Here is a 19,607-nt window from a genome sequence, read left to right as displayed (position 1 = left end):
GTTGGAAGATTCAAGTTTAACTTTGATGAGCCTGTGCCATGACGCGTTTCCTTGTTTAGGCCTCGTGCATGGAGTGGCTTGCCTGAACGATGTTCAGCGTGTGATTGGCAATCGATTCAAAGTGGTTGTTGATGTCGATGTTGATCATTTCCAGTCGGACATCACCGCTGGCCATCCGGTTCATGGCATTTTTATTGAACTTCTTGCGCATGGTGTCGGAGGTGTCTTCCATGGCTTCGGCCCGGTTCATGTCTTCATCGGATATTTGCGAAAGCAGGCGCTTGTCGGTGAACTCAATGAAGCGCTGGGTGTTGCCCGCAAATTCGCGGATAGTATCGGTTTGTTCCTTGGAAAAGGTTCTTCCCTTTTTGTAGCGACGCTCGTTGAGTTTCACCAGTCGGTAGATGCAATCGATGCCTTCCTCCAGCTCCTGGGTAATGCGCAGCATGCCGGCAATCTTGTGAGCATTGGCATTACCGATGTCGCGGGATGAGCAGCGGACCAGGTATTCGGTGATATCCTGCATCATGAGGTCGGATTCGTCCTCGATTTTTTTCAAGGCTGTCACTTCGGCGGACATGTCATCTTTCGGGTGGTCGAGCACATCGACGAAGCCTTTGAACATATGCACGCAGAGGTTGGACATCCTACGGATGGCGGTTTCGGCTTCGGCGATGTTGAGTTCACCGAGGTCGACAAGGTTTTGGGAAATGTAGCGCAGGCGAGGGGCTGCTTCATCCGTCTTTTTCTCCTTCACCCATTTTTGGACGACGTTCGAGATTTGAGGGACGAACCAGATCAGCATGAAGATGTTCGCCAAGTTGAACATGGTGTGGAAAATGGCGGTTGAGAATGCCACCTTCGAGGCGTTGGCAAAAGCAACGGCCGAGGTTCCCTCGGCGAGTGAATCGTCGAGTTTTTTCACTTCCTTCAAGCTGTCTGGCAGCATGTCGGCAATTTCCCAGACCAGCGGGGTGAAAATCTTGAATAAGGCGAGCATCCAGATCACACCGATCACGTTAAAGAGGAAGTGGGCTCGAGCGGCCCGTTTGGCATTTACTCCGGTCCCGATGGATGCCAGCCAAGCGGTGACGGTGGTTCCGATGTTTTCTCCGAGAACGATGGCGGCTGAGTTCTGGAACGCCATCATGGTTCCCTCGGTGGTGTTGAGATCTCCAAGCCAGCCCTGGGTGGCGCAGGTGATGGTGATAGCCATGGCGGCAGAAGAGGATTGGACCACCAGCGTGAGAATGACACCGGCAATCATGAACAGAACCACCGAGCCAAAACCGGTATTGTTGATGGTTTCAATCAACCACTGGATGGTTTCCACGGTACCCGTTTCTCCTGATTTGAGGGCTCCTTTAACGTCCGGGACGGATTTTTTGAGTAGTCCAAGACCAAAGAAGAGAAGACCAAAACCAATCAAGACCTCGCCAAAGCTTTTGATTTTGCTGCGTCCTACGAAGAATAGCGGCAGGCCGACTCCGATGATGGGCAGTGCTACTTTGGCAATGCTGAATTTACCGACGACGGCAATGATCCACGCTGTGACCGTGGTTCCGAGGTTGGCGCCCATGATGACGCCGATGGATTCCACCAGGGTGAGGAGTCCGGCATTCACGAAACTGACAACCAGCACCGTGGTTGCCGAGGACGATTGAATCAGGGCGGTGGTCCCCAGTCCGGTGAGCATCCCGCTGAAGCGGTTTTTGGTCATCGTCGCCATCGCGACACGCATTTTGTCACCTGCGACGGATTGCACGCCTTCCGACATGACTTTCATTCCGTAGAGGAAAACACCGAGAGAACCGAGAATGCTGAGAATGGTGGTCAGGCCTCCGAGAAATGCGGAGTCAGATGAGGCAAGCAATAGATTCATAATATAGGGTGAATGTGGGTGGGGCGTCTGCGTGATAAAGGCTGCGTCAGGTGAATCTCAAGGTTTTGCCTATGAGAAATGTTTCACAAAGCAATTACGCTTCTGGATATGCCTTGAAGAGAGCTGAGAAGTCAAGTTGCGCGTTGCCTTTTTTGCATGCATTTTCCATCGCCTGCGAGGTGGTTTTGATTCCCGGGGTGTTAATCCCTTTGTTTTCAGCGAGTTGGATGGCGAACTTGCTATCCTTGAGCATGTTTTCCATGGAGAAATGAGGGGCGAAATCACCAGCGGCCATGCTCGGGAGTTTCATCGCAGCAAGGACGGAGCCGCAGGCATTGGAGGCAACGGCATCGGTCAGAGTGTCAGGGGAAATGCCGTAGGCATTGGTGATGGCCAGCGCTTCCGAGAGTGCCTGGACGGTGGATGCCGAGATCAGGTTGGTTGCGATTTTGACCACGGTGGCACTGCCAACGGGCCCGAGGAATTTGATTTCTTTGCTGGTGGCTTCGAGCGTTTGGCGTGAGTTTTCCAAAACGTCAGGATCTCCGCCCACGTAGTAGACCAGAGCCCCTTGGGCTGCCGCCATTTTGCTTCCAGTGAATGGACAGTCGAGAAAGCTGCAGCCGATTGTTTGGCATTGTTCGGCGAGCCAGTGGGTGGTTTCGAGATCGATGGTGGAGTGGTTGAGCAGCGTTTGGTCTGCCGTGAGAGAAGGGCGAATGGATTCGAAGACCTCTCTGACGGCGATGCCGTCCTTGAGGTAGAGGGCAACGAAATCGGAGCCCTTTACCGCATCCTGGGCCTCGGCGCAGGAGTCTGGGCGATGTTGAGGGGTCCGGTTCCAAGTATGGACAGTAAATCCGGATTGCTTGAGTTGGTCTGCGCTGCGGGAGCCGATGATTCCGAGGCCGAGAACGGCGATGCTTTGTTGCATGATGAAAAAATGTGGTCGGTTGTGGGTTCAGGATGTTGAGGTGTGAGGCTTACTGACCTCTCGAGAGGGCCAGCGTGGATAGTTTTTTTGCGAGTTCGTTGATTTTTTTGACTCCTTCAGCGCTTGGTTGCTCACCTTCTTTGAGCGTCATAACGGTGCGAAGTTCGATGATGATGAGTCGGATGTTAGCGATGTCTTTACGCTCTGAGATCCGGGGGTCCAGCGATGCTATCGAGCCCTCGTAGTAGTCGGTGATATCTTCGCGGTAGAGGTTTTTTGCTCGTTCCTGAGTGTATTTTTTATCAACAGCCAGCGAACCCACTTCCAGAGCCCGAATCCAACCTCCCAGTGAGATGAGGTGGGCGAGGTCGACATCCCGCAGGTGGATGAGGTCGGTTTCGACATCACGCTGGGTGGCTGAGAGTTCGTTTTTCAGCGACTCTACATCGTTGTTGCGGGCACTTTTTAACAAGCTGGCCGCGTGTCGGTTGACGCGTTCTCCAGCTCCGAGGGCCCGGCCGTAGCGCGAGAGTTCCTTGGCCAGGGGTTCAATTTTATTGAGTTGGCCGGCTTGGACTGCCATGAAGCCGTCGGCGATGAGAAAGCCAATTTCGAGGGCGAGATCGGACCGGTTGAGTGGCATGCGTTCAGGCATTTTGTGGGCGACTTCTTCTGTGGGAAGTGGCGCTAGTTTGTCCAGGTCATCAAAAATGCGTTTGATCGATGGGGCTGTGAATTGGTTGATGCCGAGTTCTTCACGCACGTGAGGGTCATCGATGAGGTCGTCTGGGACGTTTGGGCGTGCCGCTTCTTGAGCACTGAGTCCGGTAAGCGAGATGATCATGGCGCAGAGCATGGCGGGAGTCCTCAGAGAAACAGCATCTTTCATGGCTTCAACTAACTCGCTTGAGGCTAAAAATGCAACGGGGAAATTGTCACAGGAAACTTGTCTGGTGTTAAATTTAGATTGGCAGGGGTGGCGTCGTCACCTATGGCTTCGGCATGAGCTTGCTTTTAGGTGTAAACATTGACCATATCGCGACGCTGAGACAGGCGCGCTTCACGGGTATGATTGATTCTCCGAATGCGGAACCCTCGCCAGTGCAGGGAGCCGAAGACGCGATGACAGGCGGGGCTGATTCCATTACCGTGCATGTCCGCGGAGATCGCCGTCATATGCAGGAGGAGGATGCTTTTGCCGTGCGTCAGATGATTGACCTCCCGCTGAACTTTGAGATGGGCAACACCGAGGAGATGGTGAATATGGCATGCCGGCTCAAGCCCGATTTTGTTTGTTTGGTCCCCGAAACCCGCGAGGAGGTCACGACCGAGGGGGGATTGGATGTTGATGGCCTGTTTGTTTCCTTGGAGCCAACGGTGAAAACGCTCCAACAACATGGGATCAAAGTGAGCATGTTTATTGACCCTGACACGGTGCAGGTGGAAGCCTCATCCAGAATAGGGGCGGAAATGATCGAACTGCACACCGGATGTTTTGCCAACGCCTTTGGTGATGAGCGCAAGCAGGAGACGGCACGCTTGAAAGAGGCTGCCATTCTCGGGCACGACTTGGGCTTGCAGGTGAATGCCGGTCACGGAATCAATTTGGAGAATTTACCGGAGTTGTTGACGGTTCCGCACTTGGCTGAGCTGAACATTGGCCACACCTTGATCTCGAGATCGGTGCGTGTTGGCTTGTCTGAAGCGGTCAGGGAAATGCGCGAGGCCATGTCCGGATACCAGGGGTAACATAATCGAAGTCAGGTCATGAATGTATTTGGTATAGGGATTGATGTGGTGGAGGTGCAGCGAATTGCATCGTCCATGGCTGAGTTCGGGAGTCGATTTGCACAGAAAATCTTTACCGAATCCGAGCGTGAGTATTGCGAGGGGCAAAAGAACCCTGCGATTCATTACGCCGCTCGATTTGCTGCCAAGGAAGCGGTTGCCAAAGCTCTGGGGACGGGGATTGGCAAGGACTTGGCGTGGTTGGATATGGAAATCCGGCGACGTGACTCCGGCGAGCCCGAGGTGTTTTTATCTGGTGACGGCGAGGCATTTGCCCGGTCCAGGGGGATTCAGGAAATCAAGATCAGTTTAACGCATGCCGAGCATTATGCAGCGGCCAACGCGGTGGTCTTGGCTGAGTAGAGACCGCTGGGGATGTTACGGAATGACTTTGGTTGATCTTGGTGCTTGGTTTTTGGGATTTGCGGTTTAGAGCTAAGGCACGATGTCGAGTCAAGGTTGGGTTCATGATACCGTAGCAGCATGTGTGGCTGCCGGAATACAGGAGTTTGTTGTTTGTGCCGGAGCGAGGAATCTCGATCTGGTGACCGCGCTTGCGGAGTTTCAACGTAGCGGTGATGCCGGAGATATCAGGGTGTTCAACCATTTCGAAGAGCGTTCGGCAGGATTTTTTGCCCTTGGCCGGACGATGCAGAGTGGTGCCGCCTGTGCCGTGGTTACCACCTCGGGGACCGCAGTTGCAGAGTTACTTCCAGCCGTGATTGAGGCCCATTATCAGGGGCGGCCCTTGGTTGTGCTTTCTGCTGATCGCCCTCGGAGGTTTCGGGGGTCGGGCGCTCCTCAAGCGATTGAACAAGTCGGTATTTTTGAAGACTATGTCGAAGGCTGCCAGGATTTGGAGTGGGCTGATGAGTTGCTGATGTTTGACGGATGGTCTGGTATCGGCCCATGGCATGTGAACCTTTGCCTTGAAGAAGATGAGCGGGGTGAAGAGGGGGGCGTCCGGACTTCCAAAGTCAGAGTCGGTGAGATTCGGGAGCCAATCGGTAATTTAAACATGTTACCGGTGTTGGAGATGATGCGGAATGCCTGGCGGGGTGGAATGGTGGTGATGCTGGGAGGTCTGGAACCTTGGGACCGGGAAGAGGTTTGGCATTTTTTGAAGGATTTGGCCGTGCCGGTGCTGGCGGATAGTACCAGTGGGTTGCGTGAAGCCTTGGGCAGGCTCTCATTGGTGGATGGAGATCGTTTGTTGCGGAATCATCCACCTGCTTCGGTTTTAAGAATTGGTGAGGTTCCTGTCGGGCGCTTTTGGCGGGATCTTGAAAGCATGCCCGAGGTGGAAGTGGTCTCCTTGACCCGAACCGACCATTCGGGCTTGGCCCGCGAGAGTGTCGTGATCCGTGGTGATATTCCGCGTTCATTGAGAGCGCTCGGAGAAGTTTCCTCAGTTGGCGATACGACGGATCTACTCAAAACCGCAGCGCGTGGGAGAGGTGTGCTGGGTGAGCATTTGGAGGCCTTTCCTGAGAGTGAACCCGGGATGGTGAGAACGCTGTCAGTGATGGCAACGATGGGGCGTAGTTTATACCTGGGGAATAGCCTGCCGATCCGGGAATGGAACGATTTTTCCCAGCGCGAGATTCCTTACGAAATGGTGCGGGCTAACCGGGGAGCCAATGGCATCGATGGTCAGATTTCGACCTGGCTTGGTGCTACAGCGGATGAGGAGGATGCCTGGGGTGTGTTTGGTGATCTAACCACTCTGTATGATCTATCTGCGCCAGCTTTGTTAGCACAGGTTGAAACCAAGGGGCGGATGTTAGTGGTGATCAATAACGGAGGAGGGCGCATTTTTGGTCGCCTGCCGAAGGTTCAGGCTTTGGATGAAGAGGTCGAGGAAATGGTGACCAACGCGCATGACACAAGATTTGAACACTGGGCTTCGATGTGGGGCATGCGCTATATCTGCGTTCGCGGGATCGAAGATTTTGATCTGGAACCCTGTGATGTGACGACCGTAGTGGAAGTTATCCCGGATGCCCGCCAGACGAAAGGGTTCTGGCAGGCAATGGGTTAGGGGGTGTCGCTGGTAAAGGCTTAAGGCTCAGAATTTGTATTCTAGCCCAATCATTGGGCCGTGAGCCGAGAGGTCGTATGTGAACCCTCCGTCTTCATAGTCGGTTCCGATCGCCCGGTAGCCGAGAAAGAGCCCTCCACAAGGGTTGAATTGCCAGCCAAGTCCTGCCATGGCTTGCCATGTGAAATCAGAGGAAACTCCAAAACCTCCGACGTCACCAAGGGCTCGTAAATAGATGGAAGACCCTAAGTCCTGCCGGTAGCGGAGTCCGATGATCGGGTCTGCCCAAGATTTGTCTTCATCCAGCGTTCTGTCTTTGAGTGGGCCTCCGGTATAGGACATATTGACATCGAGCCAGTTGCCTCGAATGCCTCCGAAGAGAGTGAGCTTGGATACATCGCTGTTGATGGCTTGGTAGTTGAGCACCAGATTGCCAACAAGTTGCTCTTGTTCGAAATCGATTTTCGAGTTTGGCGTGCTGATTTCATCGCTGAGGTCGGCGTAATTGAGGTCCAGAAGCACACTCCACCGACCTTTGCCTATTTCTACAGCTCCCATTAGGCCGATTTCGAGGTCTTCGACCAAGTCTGAAAAATCAACATCCACGGCTGCGGTTTGTCCCATGACTCCGATGTCGCCGTCCAGAGATTGGCCCCATCCGTAGAGAGCAACACGGTAGTACCATTCTGAATGTTCGGATTGGATGGAATACGTGCTGCTGTTTGTTTGAATGGCTTCCCCTGCGAGAGCAGTCAATGGTGCGAGGCTGATGAGTGCGAGGCTTGTTTTTTTCATCGATTTATTTACTGGTTGGTTTGCTTGTATTACGGGTGATTGATGAGATGTCGGTGTAAGCGGCGGCGGACTATCCTTGATAGCCTAGGGGTGTAGATGGCCAATGTGGTTTCGAGGGGCGATTCTTTCGGATTGGGCCCCGTCAAGATGAGAGCTCCAGAATTCGATCACTCCGTCGCTGGAGTCGGGAGTGTCGCCTTTAGCTCTGTCACCCATGAGTGGACCGTTTAGCTGAGTATCATTCTGTTATATTTGTCTTTTGATACAAAGCTGAACCGTATCCAATATCCGCAGTAAACATCCTTGATCTTTATTGGGGGGGACGATATCAGTAGGTATGCAAACGGACGTATGTTTCGTGACTGAAATGGTCTTTCAGGATCCTCAGCATTTTGCCTCTGTGGTCAAAGGTGCCTGTATCGAACCCTGCCAGCTCAGTCATGAACCGACGTTCAGCGAATTGCTGAGAGTGGATTTCGGCGTGATGTGCTTGGACTGGGTGAAGGCCGGGTCGGCAATGCTTTATCGTGGTGAGATGCCTTCTGATTCGTATACGATGAGCTTTGTGGTGGAATGTGAGGAAGAAGGGCATTCGTTTAATTTTGAAACCGATTTTGTATCGGGTTATATGGGCTTTTTTCCTCCGGGGGCAAAGCTGGATGCCACAAATCCGGCAGGCGCGATTAATGCGCTGCTGACGGTACGGGAGGATGTGTTTCGGGAGGCTCTCAAGGTGTATGTTCCCGAAATGGATCAGCTTTTGTCTGGGGGTGGTTTTGGTATGGAGGTTGGAAGGATCAATCAGGAGCATTTGAGGTCGCTGTTGGGGGCGATGAGACGGGCGGTTGAGAGCTACGACAAGCAGTCGGTTAAGGAGATTGTTTGCCGTGAATTGGGCCGCTTTTTATTACCTACTTATCTAGCAGCATTGCGTGAAGGCTTGCACCGAGGCGGAGTGAAGAGCCTTGGTCGGGTCCTTACGCGTTATAAAAAGTTTTGTGCTACCCGGGACTATATTCTGGACCATATTAGGGAGCCTCTTTTTGTGGAAGACCTCTGCAAGTCGGCCCACCTTTCGGAGCGCGGGGTCGAGAACTTGTTCAAAGACATGGTTGGAACCGGGCCGGTAGCTTTTCTCCGTTTGCAGCGATTGCAGAGTGTTCACCACGCCTTGCTCCAATCTGATCCGGAGCCAGGGAAAGTGAAGCAGCTTGCCTTGGAGGCTGGCTTTTCACATATGGGGCATTTTTCCACATACTATCAAACGATGTTCGGAGAAAGTGCGGGCCAAACCTTGGCTCGTCGGTGTGAGGATCTGGATGTTGATGGACCCCTGCAAGGTGATGAGGGCGCGGCATTGTCCGCTTCGGCTTCGGCTTCGGTACTGTGAACGTGTGAATGTGTGAATGTGTGAACGTGTGAATGATGGAGGGGGGAGACTGCGGTTTTTGGATAGGGTTTCACGTTGATGGGGTCAGTTCCATTCCTTATTCTGATAGGGACTGAAAAAATCAGTTCTTTGACCATGAACAAAACAATCAAGTATATCATCTCTGGAGCTACGACCATGGGGCTAGGCCTTGCTTCTGTTTCGGCGGAGGCCGTGGCTCCTCCCGGATCCCCAAGTTCGACCACGACCATTGACGGAAAGCAACTTCCACCACCACCTGATAAGAAATTTGACGGGGAAATTGAACGCAATGTCCTTGACTCAACGCCTTATTGGCCACCGCGGATGGTTGCTCCCGAGGGGGCTCCCAACATCCTTTTAATCATTACGGATGATGCCGGTTACGGGGTGTCCAGCACGTTTGGAGGGGTGATTCCGACACCGGCTATGGACAGAATTGCGAAGCAGGGGTTGCGATACACCCATTTCCATTCCACGGCCGTTTGTTCGCCGACGCGGGCATCGCTTATTTCAGGGCGAAACCACCACCGTATGGGGATGGGAACGATTCCGGAGTTGTCTACCGGGTATCCCGGATACAATGGGATGATGACGAAGGATAAGGCGACGGTGGCGCGCATTCTCAAAGGCCACGGTTATGTCACCTCGTGGTTCGGTAAAAACCATAACACACCGGATTTGCCTACCAGTAAGATCGGGCCGTTTGATCAGTGGCCACTGGGTATGGGCTTTGATTATTTTTATGGATTCATGGGTGGGGATACCAGTCAATGGCAGCCAGGCAACCTTGTTCGAAACACCACCTATATTTACCCATATGAAAATAAACCCGGATGGAATCTTGTAACGGCGATGGCAGATGATGCGATTGGTTATATGAAGACTGTGGATGCTCTCAATCCGGATCAACCGTTTTTCGTGTATTATGCTCCGGGTGCGACCCACGCTCCTCATCACCCGACACCGGAGTGGATTGACAAAATAAGCAAGATGCACCTTTTCGATGAGGGATGGCATCAGTTACGCGAAACGATTTTTGCCAATCAGAAAAAACTCGGCGTTATCCCAGCGGATGCCAAATTGACGCCATGGCCGAATGATTTAATCAAGCGGTGGGATCAACTGTCGGATCTGGAGAAAAAATTATTTATCAAGCAGGCGGATGTGTTTGCTGCCTACGTGGCGTATACGGACCATGAAATTGGACGTGTCATTCAGGCTGTCGAGGATCTGGGTAAATTGGACAACACCTTGATTATTTATATCACGGGTGACAATGGTACCAGCTCCGAAGGTGGACCGACGGGGACTCCCAATGAGGTGGCTTCGGTTCAGGGATTGCATCTGCCTGTAGAGGCCCAGATGAAGTATTACGATGTCTGGGGTTCGGAACAGACTTATCCACACATGTCAGTGGGGTGGACCTGGGCCTTTGGCACTCCATTTTCATGGACCAAGATGGTTTGTTCTCACTTTGGCGGAACCAAACAAGGAACGGTGATTTCCTGGCCCAAGGTGATCAAGGAGAAGGGGGGAGTCCGTCATCAGTTCCACCATGTTGTGGATATTGCGCCAACGATTCTCGAAGCGGTTGGCGTTCCGCTGCCTGATGAAATCGACGGCATCAAACAGGAACCCATGGATGGTGTAAGTATGCTTTACACCTTCGATACAAAGAATGCGGAGGCTCCCTCAAAGCATAAGACCCAGTATTTTGAGATGATTGGTGATCGTGCGATTTATCATGACGGCTGGATTCTTAGCACCAAAGTAATGCGCACTCCGTGGGATAACAGTGGCAAGGGAAATCATGACCCCGCCAGCTGGCCGTGGGAATTGTATGACCTGAGTAAGGATTGGACGCAGTCAAATGATGTGGCCGCTCAATATCCGGACAAGGTGAAGGCTCTGGAAAAACTTTTCTGGGAAGAAGCGGATAAAAACCAGGTATTGCCGATGGATACCACCACCTTTACCCGTTCACTTCTGCCTCGTCCCAACCTCACAGCGGGGCGGTCGTCATTCACTTATGCTGGAGAAGTCACCGGAACGCCCAATGGAAATGCTCCAAACGTTCTGGCCTCATCGTATAACATCAAGGCTGAGGTGGTGATTCCCGACGGGGGAGCTGAAGGTATGATGGTGACGCATGGCGGACGTTTTGCCGGTTATGGTTTCTATTTGCTGAAAGGAAAGCCCGTTTACGTGTACAACCTGTTTGGTATGCAGCGTGTTAGGTGGGAAGGGAAAGAAGCATTGAGCGCAGGGAAGCATACCCTTGAGTTTGATTTTCAGTATGATGGCTTGGGCGCTGATACCCTGAAATACGGAAGCCCCAGTGGCCTTGGTCGAGGGGGGACAGGGACGCTCAAAGTTGACGGTAAGGTTGTGGCTACAAAGAAGATGGAAAAGACGATTCCGATGTTGATGCAATGGTGTGAAAGTTTCGACGTTGGTGCTGATACCGGATCTCCCGTGTCTGATCAGGACTATCAAACGCCATTTCGGTTCACCGGCACATTGGAGAAATTAACCCTCAGCATTGACCGCCCGAAACTCACCGAGGAGGATATTCAGAAGCTGAAATCGATGCAGCACAGCAACCCAGCCAGCGAATAGTTGGGTATCGAAGATACGGGTCAGGGTGAGGCTCTGGCCCGGAGATTCGAGCTTGTCCCTTTCGTTCCGATCAACGTCCTGAGACGCACGGTCGCTTGTCCTTCCGTTAAGCGAGACTCGGGATATCGGTCAAATCGTGTAAGGAAAGGAATCTTTGTCCTTTTCACGCGGAGGGAATGCGCTTGGATGCAGGCATGAAGATTTCAGCTGTACCTCATCGATGCTCCGGGTTTCGTCATTTCAAGAAAATGGCGATGCGGGATCATTACTTTCAAGTGCCTTTGGACTATGCCCATGAGCAATCGCCCGAGATCGAAGTGTTTGCCAGGGAAGTGGTTGATGGCAAACGTTGTTCGGATGAAACGTTGCCCTGGATGGTGTTTTTTCAAGGTGGTCCCGGGTTTCCTGCGAACCGCCCCATGGATTACGGCGGTTGGATTGCCGAGGTTTTAAAGACGCACCGCCTGCTTTTGCTCGACCAGAGGGGCACGGGCTTGAGCTCAAGGATCTTGCCCCAATCGCTTGCCCAATGGAAAACCCCGGAGCAACAGGCTGATTATCTTAGTCATTTCAGGGCCGATAGCATTGTGCGTGATGCCGAGTCGATTCGATACACGCTGTTGGGTCGTGAAAAACCATGGACAGGTATTGGACAATCTTTCGGCGGCTTTTGCCTTTTGACTTATCTTTCGTTTCATCCCGAAGGACTGAGCGGAGTGCTCATCACCGGAGGGGTGGCCGGAATCAAACAGCGGGCTGAGGAAAACTACCGGTTGACCTATCAGAAGGTGTTGGAGAAAAATGAAGCCTTCTATCGGCACTATCCGGAGGACGAAGAAAGAGTGAAAGACATTGTTGCTTATCTGGGAGCCCGCGAAGTGACTTTACCCAGCGGTGGCCGGCTCAGCCCAAGGAGGTTTCAGGCATTGGGATTGTGTCTTGGTGGTGACGGTGGCTTTGAACAGTTGCATTACCTGATCGAAAAAGCATGGATTGAGGGGAAAGATGGCATGGAATTGGCGTATGATTTTTTGGTCGAGGTCGAGCAGATGCACGCCTTTGATACCAACCCCGTGTTCTGCATCCTTCACGAATCCATCTATGCGGAAGGATATGCGAGCTCATGGGCTGCCGAGAGGGTCAGGCAGGAGTTTCCTGATTTTTCGATTCGACCCGGAGCGCGCTTGAATTTTACCGGGGAGATGATTGGTCCGTGGATGTTGGAGGATTTTGTTTATCTCCGACCATTGAAAGATTGTGCGGAAATCCTTGCCCAAAAAGACGATTGGGGACGTTTATACGATCTTGACCAACTGGCAAAGAATCAGGTGCCCATTGCTGCCATTTCGTATTACGAAGACATGTACGTCCCGATCGAGTTGTCGAGGGAGACGGCCTTGCACATCCCTCATTTTTACCAATGGGTTAGCAATGAATGGGAGCACAATGGTCTGGGTAAGGACGGCGCGAAGATTGTTTCCACCCTCATGGATCGATTGATGGCTCCTCGTTTATAAATGCATCCCGGAGGCGGGGGAGTGGGAGGGAGTTTTATGACTCAGCTTCACTGGCCCACTGGGTGGCTGCGTCCAGATCGGCGTCGGCGAATATCCGCATTTCACAAGGGAAAAAGAATCCGACGGCTTTGACTCCCGTATGAATCCATGGGATGTCGCTGACGACGGCGATCCGTTTCCAGTGGTTGAAGTGTTTCAGCCCGAGTTTGGTGTCATCCCAAGCCGCTGCCAAATCAAAGCCCTCGAAGGGTTCGGGGATATGGTAGATCAGGCTGATTTTTTTGTGGCGCTGGAGGGCGGCATTGACTGCTGGGATGATACTGCTTTCGTAGTCGGTTCCGGTGACCTTCCCTGTGGCTTTGAATCCAAGAACATGGTCGGGCAAGTTGGGGATACGTGTGATCATACCTGCAAGGTTAACGCAAAACGGCGGAATGCAAGAAGCATTCCGCCGTTGAAAATCATGGCTGAATCAGCCTGTGATGGATCAGTCGGTCTTGATCTTGGTGAAGGCCTTCATCAGGAAGATGATGCCTGCGACGGAGACGACCCCGAGGATGATACCTCCAGTCATGTTTCCATAGATGAAGCTACCGACACTGAAGAGTGCACCGTAGATGACCACGCAGCCGACAAACACACAGAGGAGTTTGAGAGGCATTTGCCAATCGATGCCATCCTTGCCTTGGAGATCGACGCCTTCAGCTTTGGCATCGGCGATGACCTTGGCCCAACCTGGTCCACCGGGGTGGCACTGGCGGTAGAACTTGTAGAGCACTTCCTTGGATACGGGCTTGGTTAGCAGGGTTCCAAGAATCCATGAAATGGTGACAACCACCACCATCAGGATGAGTTTGACCGAGAATGTCTGACCAGCAACCTCTGGGTGATAGACATAGACGGTGTCATCTTTGATGATGCCTCCGAAGTTGATCGTTGCAGCGTAAAGCCCCTTGGTCTCTTTGCCTTTGGCCTCGAGAGGTTTGTTGATGGTTTCGAGTAGTTGCTTGCGGAAGTCCATCTTGAAGGTTTCAAGTGAGCCTGCCCAGGCGGGAGCCGCGGCAGCTTGGACTTTTTCGTTCGCTGCAGCCTTGGCGATGATGCCATCGATGAGTGCATCGGTTTTGGCTTTGACTGCTGTTTCGTCAGCGCTTGGCTCCTTGGCGTCGTCGGCTTTGGGTGCTGGCTTGACTTCGATCAGAGCTTCGGGCGCCTTGAGTTTGATGTAGGCATTCGTCAGAGCTCCTACTTTGAGGGCATCCTCGATGTCAGCCTTGCGTTTATACGCAACGGCGTAGGTTTCATGGGCTGCAGCCCGGGCGTCTTCGTCTTTTTTATCGGTGTCCTTCCAGGCTTCGGCTGCTTTGGCAACCTCTGCATTGAGGGATTCGAGAGATGTTTCACCTTCGGATTTCGCCGTGTCAATGAAGGCCAGCAGCGCTGGGTCTTCAACTTTTTGAACTTTGCTGGCAACAGGAGAGCTGTCGATGAACCATTTCAAAGCGCCTTCATCACCGGGGCCGAAGACGAGCCAGACGGCCATACCGGAAGCCACAATCATGGCGACAATTTCGGTCATGGCGTTGATACGCCACCAGAACCAGCGAAGCAGGTAGATGGCTCCGGTTCCCGCACCGGAAAGGAAGAGGAATTCAAACCCTTGCTGTGCGGAGTCAAGCACGGTGAGGGAAAGGGTGCCGGCAAAAATCATCAGGCCGACGGTGCAGACCCGGCCCATGCGAACCATATCTTTTTCGGTGGCGTCCTTTTTGACAAAGCGCTTGTAGAAGTCGTTCACCACGTAGGAGGATCCCCAGTTGAGGTGGGTTCCGATGGTGGACATATAAGCGGCAATCAGCGAAGCCACTACGATTCCGAGCCAACCAGGTCCTAAGATCTTGGCAAGCATCGCAGGGTAGGCAATGTCAGACTTCAGGTAGACCGGGTCGATCTCCGGGAACTGAGCCTTGATGTCGGCAAGACTTGGGAAAATGATCAGCGATGCAAGAGCTACGATAATCCATGGCCATGGGCGCACGGCATAGTGCATGAAGTTGAAAAGCATGGTGGCTCCGATGGCATTTTTTTCATCTTTCGCCGAGAGCATTTTCTGGGCGATGTATCCACCACCACCAGGCTCAGCACCTGGGTACCAGACTGCCCACCACTGCACGGCAACTGGAATGATAAGGAGGGGGATATAGGACATCCAGTTACTGAAGTCCGGCATGATGGCAAGCTTCGGGATGACCGCTTCGTGATCGAGCAGTCCGCTGAGGCCACCGACTGCCACATCGGCATCCGCGTAGTTGACCGCAACGTAAGCAGCATAGATGGCTCCGGCCATCGCAATCCCGTATTGGAAAAAGTCCGACCAAATAACGCCCTTGATCCCTCCGAGTGAGGCGTAGATGACGACAAAAACGGAAGCTCCCACGATAGTGACAAGAGGTCCGGTTCCCAGCATCACACCACCGATTTTAATCGCTGCGAGTGATACGGAGCCCATGATCAGGCAGTTGAAGAAAACGCCGAGGTAGATGGCACGGAAACCTCGCAGAAAGCTGGCTCCTTTTCCGCTGTAGCGCAGTTCGTAGAACTCGAGGTCCGTCATCACATTCGATCGGCGCCAGAGTTGGGCGTAGATAAAGACCGTTACCATACCAGTGATGAGGAATGCCCACCAAGCCCAGTTTTTGACCACACCATCGTCACGAACGAATTGGGTGACCAGGTTCGGCGTGTCGCAGGAGAAGGTGCAGGCGACCATGGAGATACCCAGCAGCCACCATGGCATGCCCCGACCTCCGAGGAAGAATTCTGATGAGCTTTTACCGGCGGTTCGCGAGGCGACCCAGCCGATACCTAGCACGATGGCAAAGAAGACGCCGATGATCGTCCAGTCGATGCCTTGCAGTATGGATGCAGTGATTGTCATAGCTTTGTTGGTTTGTCAGGATTGACGTTAGGGAGGAAACTAGAGAGCTTGCCCCATCAAGACAATGGCAAAACTTGCGTTTTATGGGGCTATTTTTGCTTAATGACTTGAAATATCAGGGATTTGGCAGTGGGCTGTCTCATTTGGAGACAATCGTTTGCCCAAGTTCCAAGCCATTGACCATGCAGTCACCGACCGAGATACCTCCACGGTAATTCCCGGCGAGGTGGAGTCCGGGGTAATCATTCTCGCAGGTCTGGATCGCGTCGATTACCTTTTGGTAGTCGAGAGAATATTGAGGAATCGCGTGTTGCCATGATGTTCGGTGCCTGAAGCTGGGGGCTCCCTCGACTCCGAGCAGGCGCTTGAGTTCGTCGAGCACGACTTGGTCGTCGTTTTCCGCAAAGTGAGGGTTGAGGCTGCCGCCCATCATGCAGGTGAGGGTTACGTGCTGATCCGGGGCCCGACCATCAAACATGCTGGATGAGAAAAGAACGCCGAGCAAGGGGGAGGCTTCGGATTGTTTGATGAGCATGCCAAATCCATCAAGCGGGTGGCGGACATCTTCACGTTTGAATCCGAGCACCAGGCTGGTTACCGGTGGAGATGCCAAGCTGCTCACCGGTGAGAGTGATTTGAGCAAATCGGCGGGTAAGGGCAGTTTGGCTAATTGATGGTGGGGGACTGCCAGAACCAGGTTGTTGAAAACCCCTTGTTGGCATTGCTTGTTGTTATCCGTCCACGTGAGTTCCCAGTCAGAGCTTCCATGCTGTTGAATGTTTTGAAGTTGGCAATTTGTTTCGAAATGGCCTGGGGGAAGTGATTGCGCGATGGCGCTTGGAAGCTGCTGCATGCCATTGCGGAAGGAGATCATGGATGATGGGCTCAGACGGTTCGGGTTTTTACCCACAGGCCCGAGTTTGAATTGCAGGGCCAGAGCTCCAAGGATGAACGATCCGTAGTGGTGTTCCAGGTTCCAGAGTCGAGGGAAGGCATGTCGGACGGAGAGGTTTTCAGGGTCTCCTGCGTAGATGCCGCTGACAAACGGGCCTGCTGCACTGGCTAGCATGTCTGGACCGAGCCGGCGGCGAACAAAGTCGGCAAAGCTTTCTTCTCCGAGTCCTTGTTCTAGCCCGCGGTACCTGCCGATGAAGGGCTCCAAAGCGAAGCGAAGTTTGCCTTTGCTTGAAAACAAGGGGGTTTTGAACATTCCAAGTGGGGAGGAGGGCATCGCGTGAGGCTTGCCGTTGTGGACAATGTAGCGTTTTTTTGCCGCTGCATTGGCCGTTTGTGCCGATGTCCCTTGCTCCGGGTGAAGCCCGGTTGCGTGCAGTAGTTGGTTCACCCTTTGATCTTTGACCAGCAGGCTGTTGGGGCCGTGTTCGGCAAGGTAACCATTAGACTGGGTGCTTTTCAGCGCTCCTCCGGCTTCTGAACTGGATTCAAGGACCAGGCAGTCGTGATTGGATTGATTCAATTGATAGGCGGTGCAGAGCCCGCTAATGCCGGCTCCCAGAATGGCGGTATTCGCTCTGTATTCCACGCCCGAATCTAAACACGGGATGCCTGAGGTTGACGATCTCTTTTTGCTGCAAATCCTGAGCTGGTTGAGAAGAGGTTTACTTGATATTTTTTTAAATTTTTCTGAAATGAGACGCGTTGCTGGAAAATGTTTTAATGCTTTTATAATTTTATTCCAACAAATAAACTTTTTCTAAATCTTGATATTAAAATTATCATTGTTTCTGGTTTGACAGAGAAGGGCTTATGCACAAGAATCCCGAAGACAAAACCTGCAATATCTATGATGAATTCAATCAACGGCCTGGATGGCACACAGGAACTTTTAATCAAACTGCTAGAGCAAAACCCAGACGACTGGGGGATGCGCAAAAAAGTAGTATGGTTCCTCTACGAGGCGGGGTATTTCCGTGAGGCTTCGAAAGTGGTCTGGAATGCACCTGAAATCCCACCTGTTGATAAGGAGATTGTTTTTGCTGTTCGGATCGTATCCAAAGGTCAGCCTACCCGCTCAATGAGGCTCTTGAATGCCGTGATTGAGAGGAATCGAGCTGAGCCTGAGAAGAATTTGGAAATGGCCAAGGAGTTGGTGCGTGGAGGCATGCCATTGCAGGCTGTTCGTTTTTACGGTGCTGCCACCTTGAGCGACAGTTCGCTGATTGATGAAGAGTTTGAAGTCGCTATGCTGACAACGGACGCGGAAGAAGAGGATTGGACCGAGGCTGTTCAGAGTGAGGACTTTCCTTGGGATAGCCCGATTGAGCTCACGGAAGCGGATTTGGCTACGGAGGATGACGATGAGGGGGACAGTGAGGATTTGCTCAGTGGAATGACCCAACCTGTGCCCTTGAAGGCTCCGGTGAAGAGTCTGAAGGACACGATGAATGATGAGGAGAAGCCGGTTGATCTTCGTGTTCCAACGAAGCCGCTTCCTTTGAACCCTGATAAGATTTCTACCGCAGCGGTTACCATTGCCACTTACGAAAGCCAGAAGGAAGAAGACTCCGATGAGGGGGTGGATGAGGAAGTCGTTTCCGATGATGTCAGTGAGAAGGGCGATGACGGCGAAGCTCGTGATGAAGTCGAAGAAATCACGGCTGAAGACGAAAAGGACGAGCCTCTTGCTGAAAAGGAGGAAGAGTCCGCCAAGGCAGAGGCCTCTGAACCGGTCGAAGCAAAGGATGAGGCCCCAGAAGCGGATGAGCCCGTTGCATCCGATGAGGAGGTTTCTGATAGCGTCGTTGTTCTCAAGGATGAGGAGGCTGAAGAGGATGCTGACATTTCTGATGTCGATGACCAGGTCGTCGAGGCTGAGGCTGAGTCCGAACCAGTCGAAATGCTTGAGGCAGAGCCTGAAGAAAACGACGAACCCGTTGCGTCGTCTGAAGACGATGACATTGAGGCTGAGGATGACCAACCGGAGCCGGTGGCGGCGAAACGAGGTGTCTTCTCATCGCTGATGGGATTTTTCCGTCGATCCAAGAAAGAGGATGATGGACCGACGGATGAGGACATTTTATCAGCACCTGACGAGCCTGCTCCAGAGATGGCTAAACCGACAGTGGTTGCAGCTCCCGCAAAGTCATCGATGATGCAGCGTCCGGTGAGTCCGGTCGCTTCCGGGCCTGGTCCGGTGATGGGACCGGTTAAACCTAAACCGATTCCGGCCCCTTCAGAAGGTCCTGCGTCAGGGGGTCGCCAGTTTGGTCAACCTGAAGCCATCGACTGCAGAACGCGCTTGGTAGCCTTGGCTCCACAGGACGGATCCGCATTTTTCAGTGAGCTATCCCAAAAGTATGCAACGCTTCCAAGTGGTAAGATGCCGGAGACGGTGACTGTCGCCAGAGACGCTGCTCAAGTGGATTACATCGATTTGATTCAGAAAGCTTGCAGCAATGACAAAGCGGTGAATTTGGATGCTTTTTCCAAGTTGCTTGGCTTGCATAAAGTGATGACGGATGCCGATTGCACCTTGTGGGTGGATGATATGAACCTGCTTCGTAAAGGGTTTGGTGATGCTGTTCTTGCAACGGTGGTTTCCAAATACAGTGTGACCGAGTGTCGTGAAATCCTTGGTGCCGTATACCGTAGAACCGCAACTCAAGCGGCGGTGTAACAGGAGCTTGGCAATTTTGCCAATAAAGTTTCAAAACCACGTCCG

General features: G+C 52.6%; 13 protein-coding genes and 1 pseudogene. 7 read left to right on the top strand and 7 right to left on the bottom strand.

All coding sequences use genetic code 11. From position 1 onward, the window contains the following. Positions 1 to 55: 55 nt before the first annotated feature. From HW115_RS03540 to HW115_RS03530, 3 genes are all read right to left on the bottom strand, one after another. Positions 56 to 1,882 (bottom strand): Na/Pi cotransporter family protein, encoded by a 1,827-nt coding sequence (locus HW115_RS03540; protein ID WP_178931182.1) that lies wholly within the window; start codon positions 1,880 to 1,882, stop codon positions 56 to 58. A gap of 94 nt (positions 1,883 to 1,976) precedes the next feature. Beyond that, entirely contained in the window at positions 1,977 to 2,816 is an 840-nt protein-coding gene (locus HW115_RS03535) for an NAD(P)-dependent oxidoreductase (protein ID WP_178931181.1), read from the bottom strand. Positions 2,817 to 2,865: 49 nt separating this feature from the next. Continuing rightward, on the bottom strand, positions 2,866 to 3,705 hold the full coding sequence (locus HW115_RS03530; RefSeq protein WP_178931180.1) for a hypothetical protein: 840 nt from the start codon (positions 3,703 to 3,705) through the stop codon (positions 2,866 to 2,868). Positions 3,706 to 3,818: 113 nt separating this feature from the next. Between HW115_RS03530 and HW115_RS03525 the strand changes: the two genes are divergently transcribed. From HW115_RS03525 to menD, 3 genes are all read left to right on the top strand, one after another. Continuing rightward, positions 3,819 to 4,565 carry a pyridoxine 5'-phosphate synthase gene (locus HW115_RS03525; RefSeq protein ID WP_178931179.1) on the top strand — a complete coding sequence of 249 codons (747 nt, stop codon included), beginning with the start codon at positions 3,819 to 3,821 and terminating at the stop codon, positions 4,563 to 4,565. An 18-nt stretch (positions 4,566 to 4,583) separates the two neighbouring features. After that, the gene (gene acpS, locus HW115_RS03520) at positions 4,584 to 4,967 is read left to right on the top strand and encodes a holo-ACP synthase (RefSeq protein ID WP_178931178.1); all 384 of its coding nucleotides are present in this window, start codon (positions 4,584 to 4,586) and stop codon (positions 4,965 to 4,967) included. A gap of 82 nt (positions 4,968 to 5,049) precedes the next feature. Continuing rightward, positions 5,050 to 6,645, top strand: a complete 1,596-nt coding sequence (menD, locus tag HW115_RS03515; protein WP_178931177.1) for a 2-succinyl-5-enolpyruvyl-6-hydroxy-3-cyclohexene-1-carboxylic-acid synthase — start codon at positions 5,050 to 5,052, stop codon at positions 6,643 to 6,645. Between the two features lie 27 nt (positions 6,646 to 6,672). Here menD and HW115_RS03510 read toward each other — a convergent pair whose 3' ends face one another. After that, positions 6,673 to 7,440 carry an outer membrane beta-barrel protein gene (locus tag HW115_RS03510; RefSeq protein WP_178931176.1) on the bottom strand — a complete coding sequence of 256 codons (768 nt, stop codon included), beginning with the start codon at positions 7,438 to 7,440 and terminating at the stop codon, positions 6,673 to 6,675. A gap of 337 nt (positions 7,441 to 7,777) precedes the next feature. Here HW115_RS03510 and HW115_RS03505 point away from each other — a divergent pair, with 337 nt between their 5' ends. The 3 genes from HW115_RS03505 to HW115_RS03495 all read left to right on the top strand — a co-directional run bounded on the left by HW115_RS03505 (position 7,778) and on the right by HW115_RS03495 (position 12,987). After that, complete coding sequence (locus tag HW115_RS03505) at positions 7,778 to 8,830, top strand: helix-turn-helix domain-containing protein (RefSeq protein ID WP_178931175.1); 1,053 nt, start codon at positions 7,778 to 7,780, stop codon at positions 8,828 to 8,830. A 135-nt stretch (positions 8,831 to 8,965) separates the two neighbouring features. Beyond that, positions 8,966 to 11,470 (top strand): arylsulfatase, encoded by a 2,505-nt coding sequence (locus HW115_RS03500; RefSeq protein WP_178931174.1) that lies wholly within the window; start codon positions 8,966 to 8,968, stop codon positions 11,468 to 11,470. Between the two features lie 194 nt (positions 11,471 to 11,664). Next, the gene (locus HW115_RS03495) at positions 11,665 to 12,987 is read left to right on the top strand and encodes an alpha/beta fold hydrolase (protein WP_227021243.1); all 1,323 of its coding nucleotides are present in this window, start codon (positions 11,665 to 11,667) and stop codon (positions 12,985 to 12,987) included. Between the two features lie 34 nt (positions 12,988 to 13,021). On the opposite strand, the gene HW115_RS03490 is transcribed toward HW115_RS03495, so the two are convergent. The 3 genes and pseudogenes from HW115_RS03490 to hemG all read right to left on the bottom strand — a co-directional run bounded on the left by HW115_RS03490 (position 13,022) and on the right by hemG (position 17,468). Further along, the gene (locus HW115_RS03490; RefSeq protein WP_178931173.1) at positions 13,022 to 13,393 is read right to left on the bottom strand and encodes a SpoIIAA family protein; all 372 of its coding nucleotides are present in this window, start codon (positions 13,391 to 13,393) and stop codon (positions 13,022 to 13,024) included. Between the two features lie 1,119 nt (positions 13,394 to 14,512). Then, positions 14,513 to 15,925 (bottom strand): annotated as a pseudogene (locus tag HW115_RS20165) (sodium:solute symporter family protein); the annotation flags it as partial. A 139-nt stretch (positions 15,926 to 16,064) separates the two neighbouring features. Further along, positions 16,065 to 17,468 carry a protoporphyrinogen oxidase gene (gene hemG, locus HW115_RS03480; RefSeq protein WP_178931171.1) on the bottom strand — a complete coding sequence of 468 codons (1,404 nt, stop codon included), beginning with the start codon at positions 17,466 to 17,468 and terminating at the stop codon, positions 16,065 to 16,067. 261 nt (positions 17,469 to 17,729) lie between these two features. Here hemG and HW115_RS03475 point away from each other — a divergent pair, with 261 nt between their 5' ends. Further along, a complete protein-coding gene (locus HW115_RS03475) occupies positions 17,730 to 19,562 on the top strand; it encodes a hypothetical protein (RefSeq protein ID WP_178931170.1) in 1,833 nt (610 codons plus the stop codon). Positions 19,563 to 19,607 lie beyond the last annotated feature (45 nt).

Origin of the sequence: Oceaniferula marina (assembly GCF_013391475.1) — a bacterium.
Classification (GTDB): domain Bacteria; phylum Verrucomicrobiota; class Verrucomicrobiia; order Verrucomicrobiales; family Akkermansiaceae; genus Oceaniferula; species Oceaniferula marina.
This window is presented reverse-complemented; position numbering and strand designations above follow the sequence as displayed.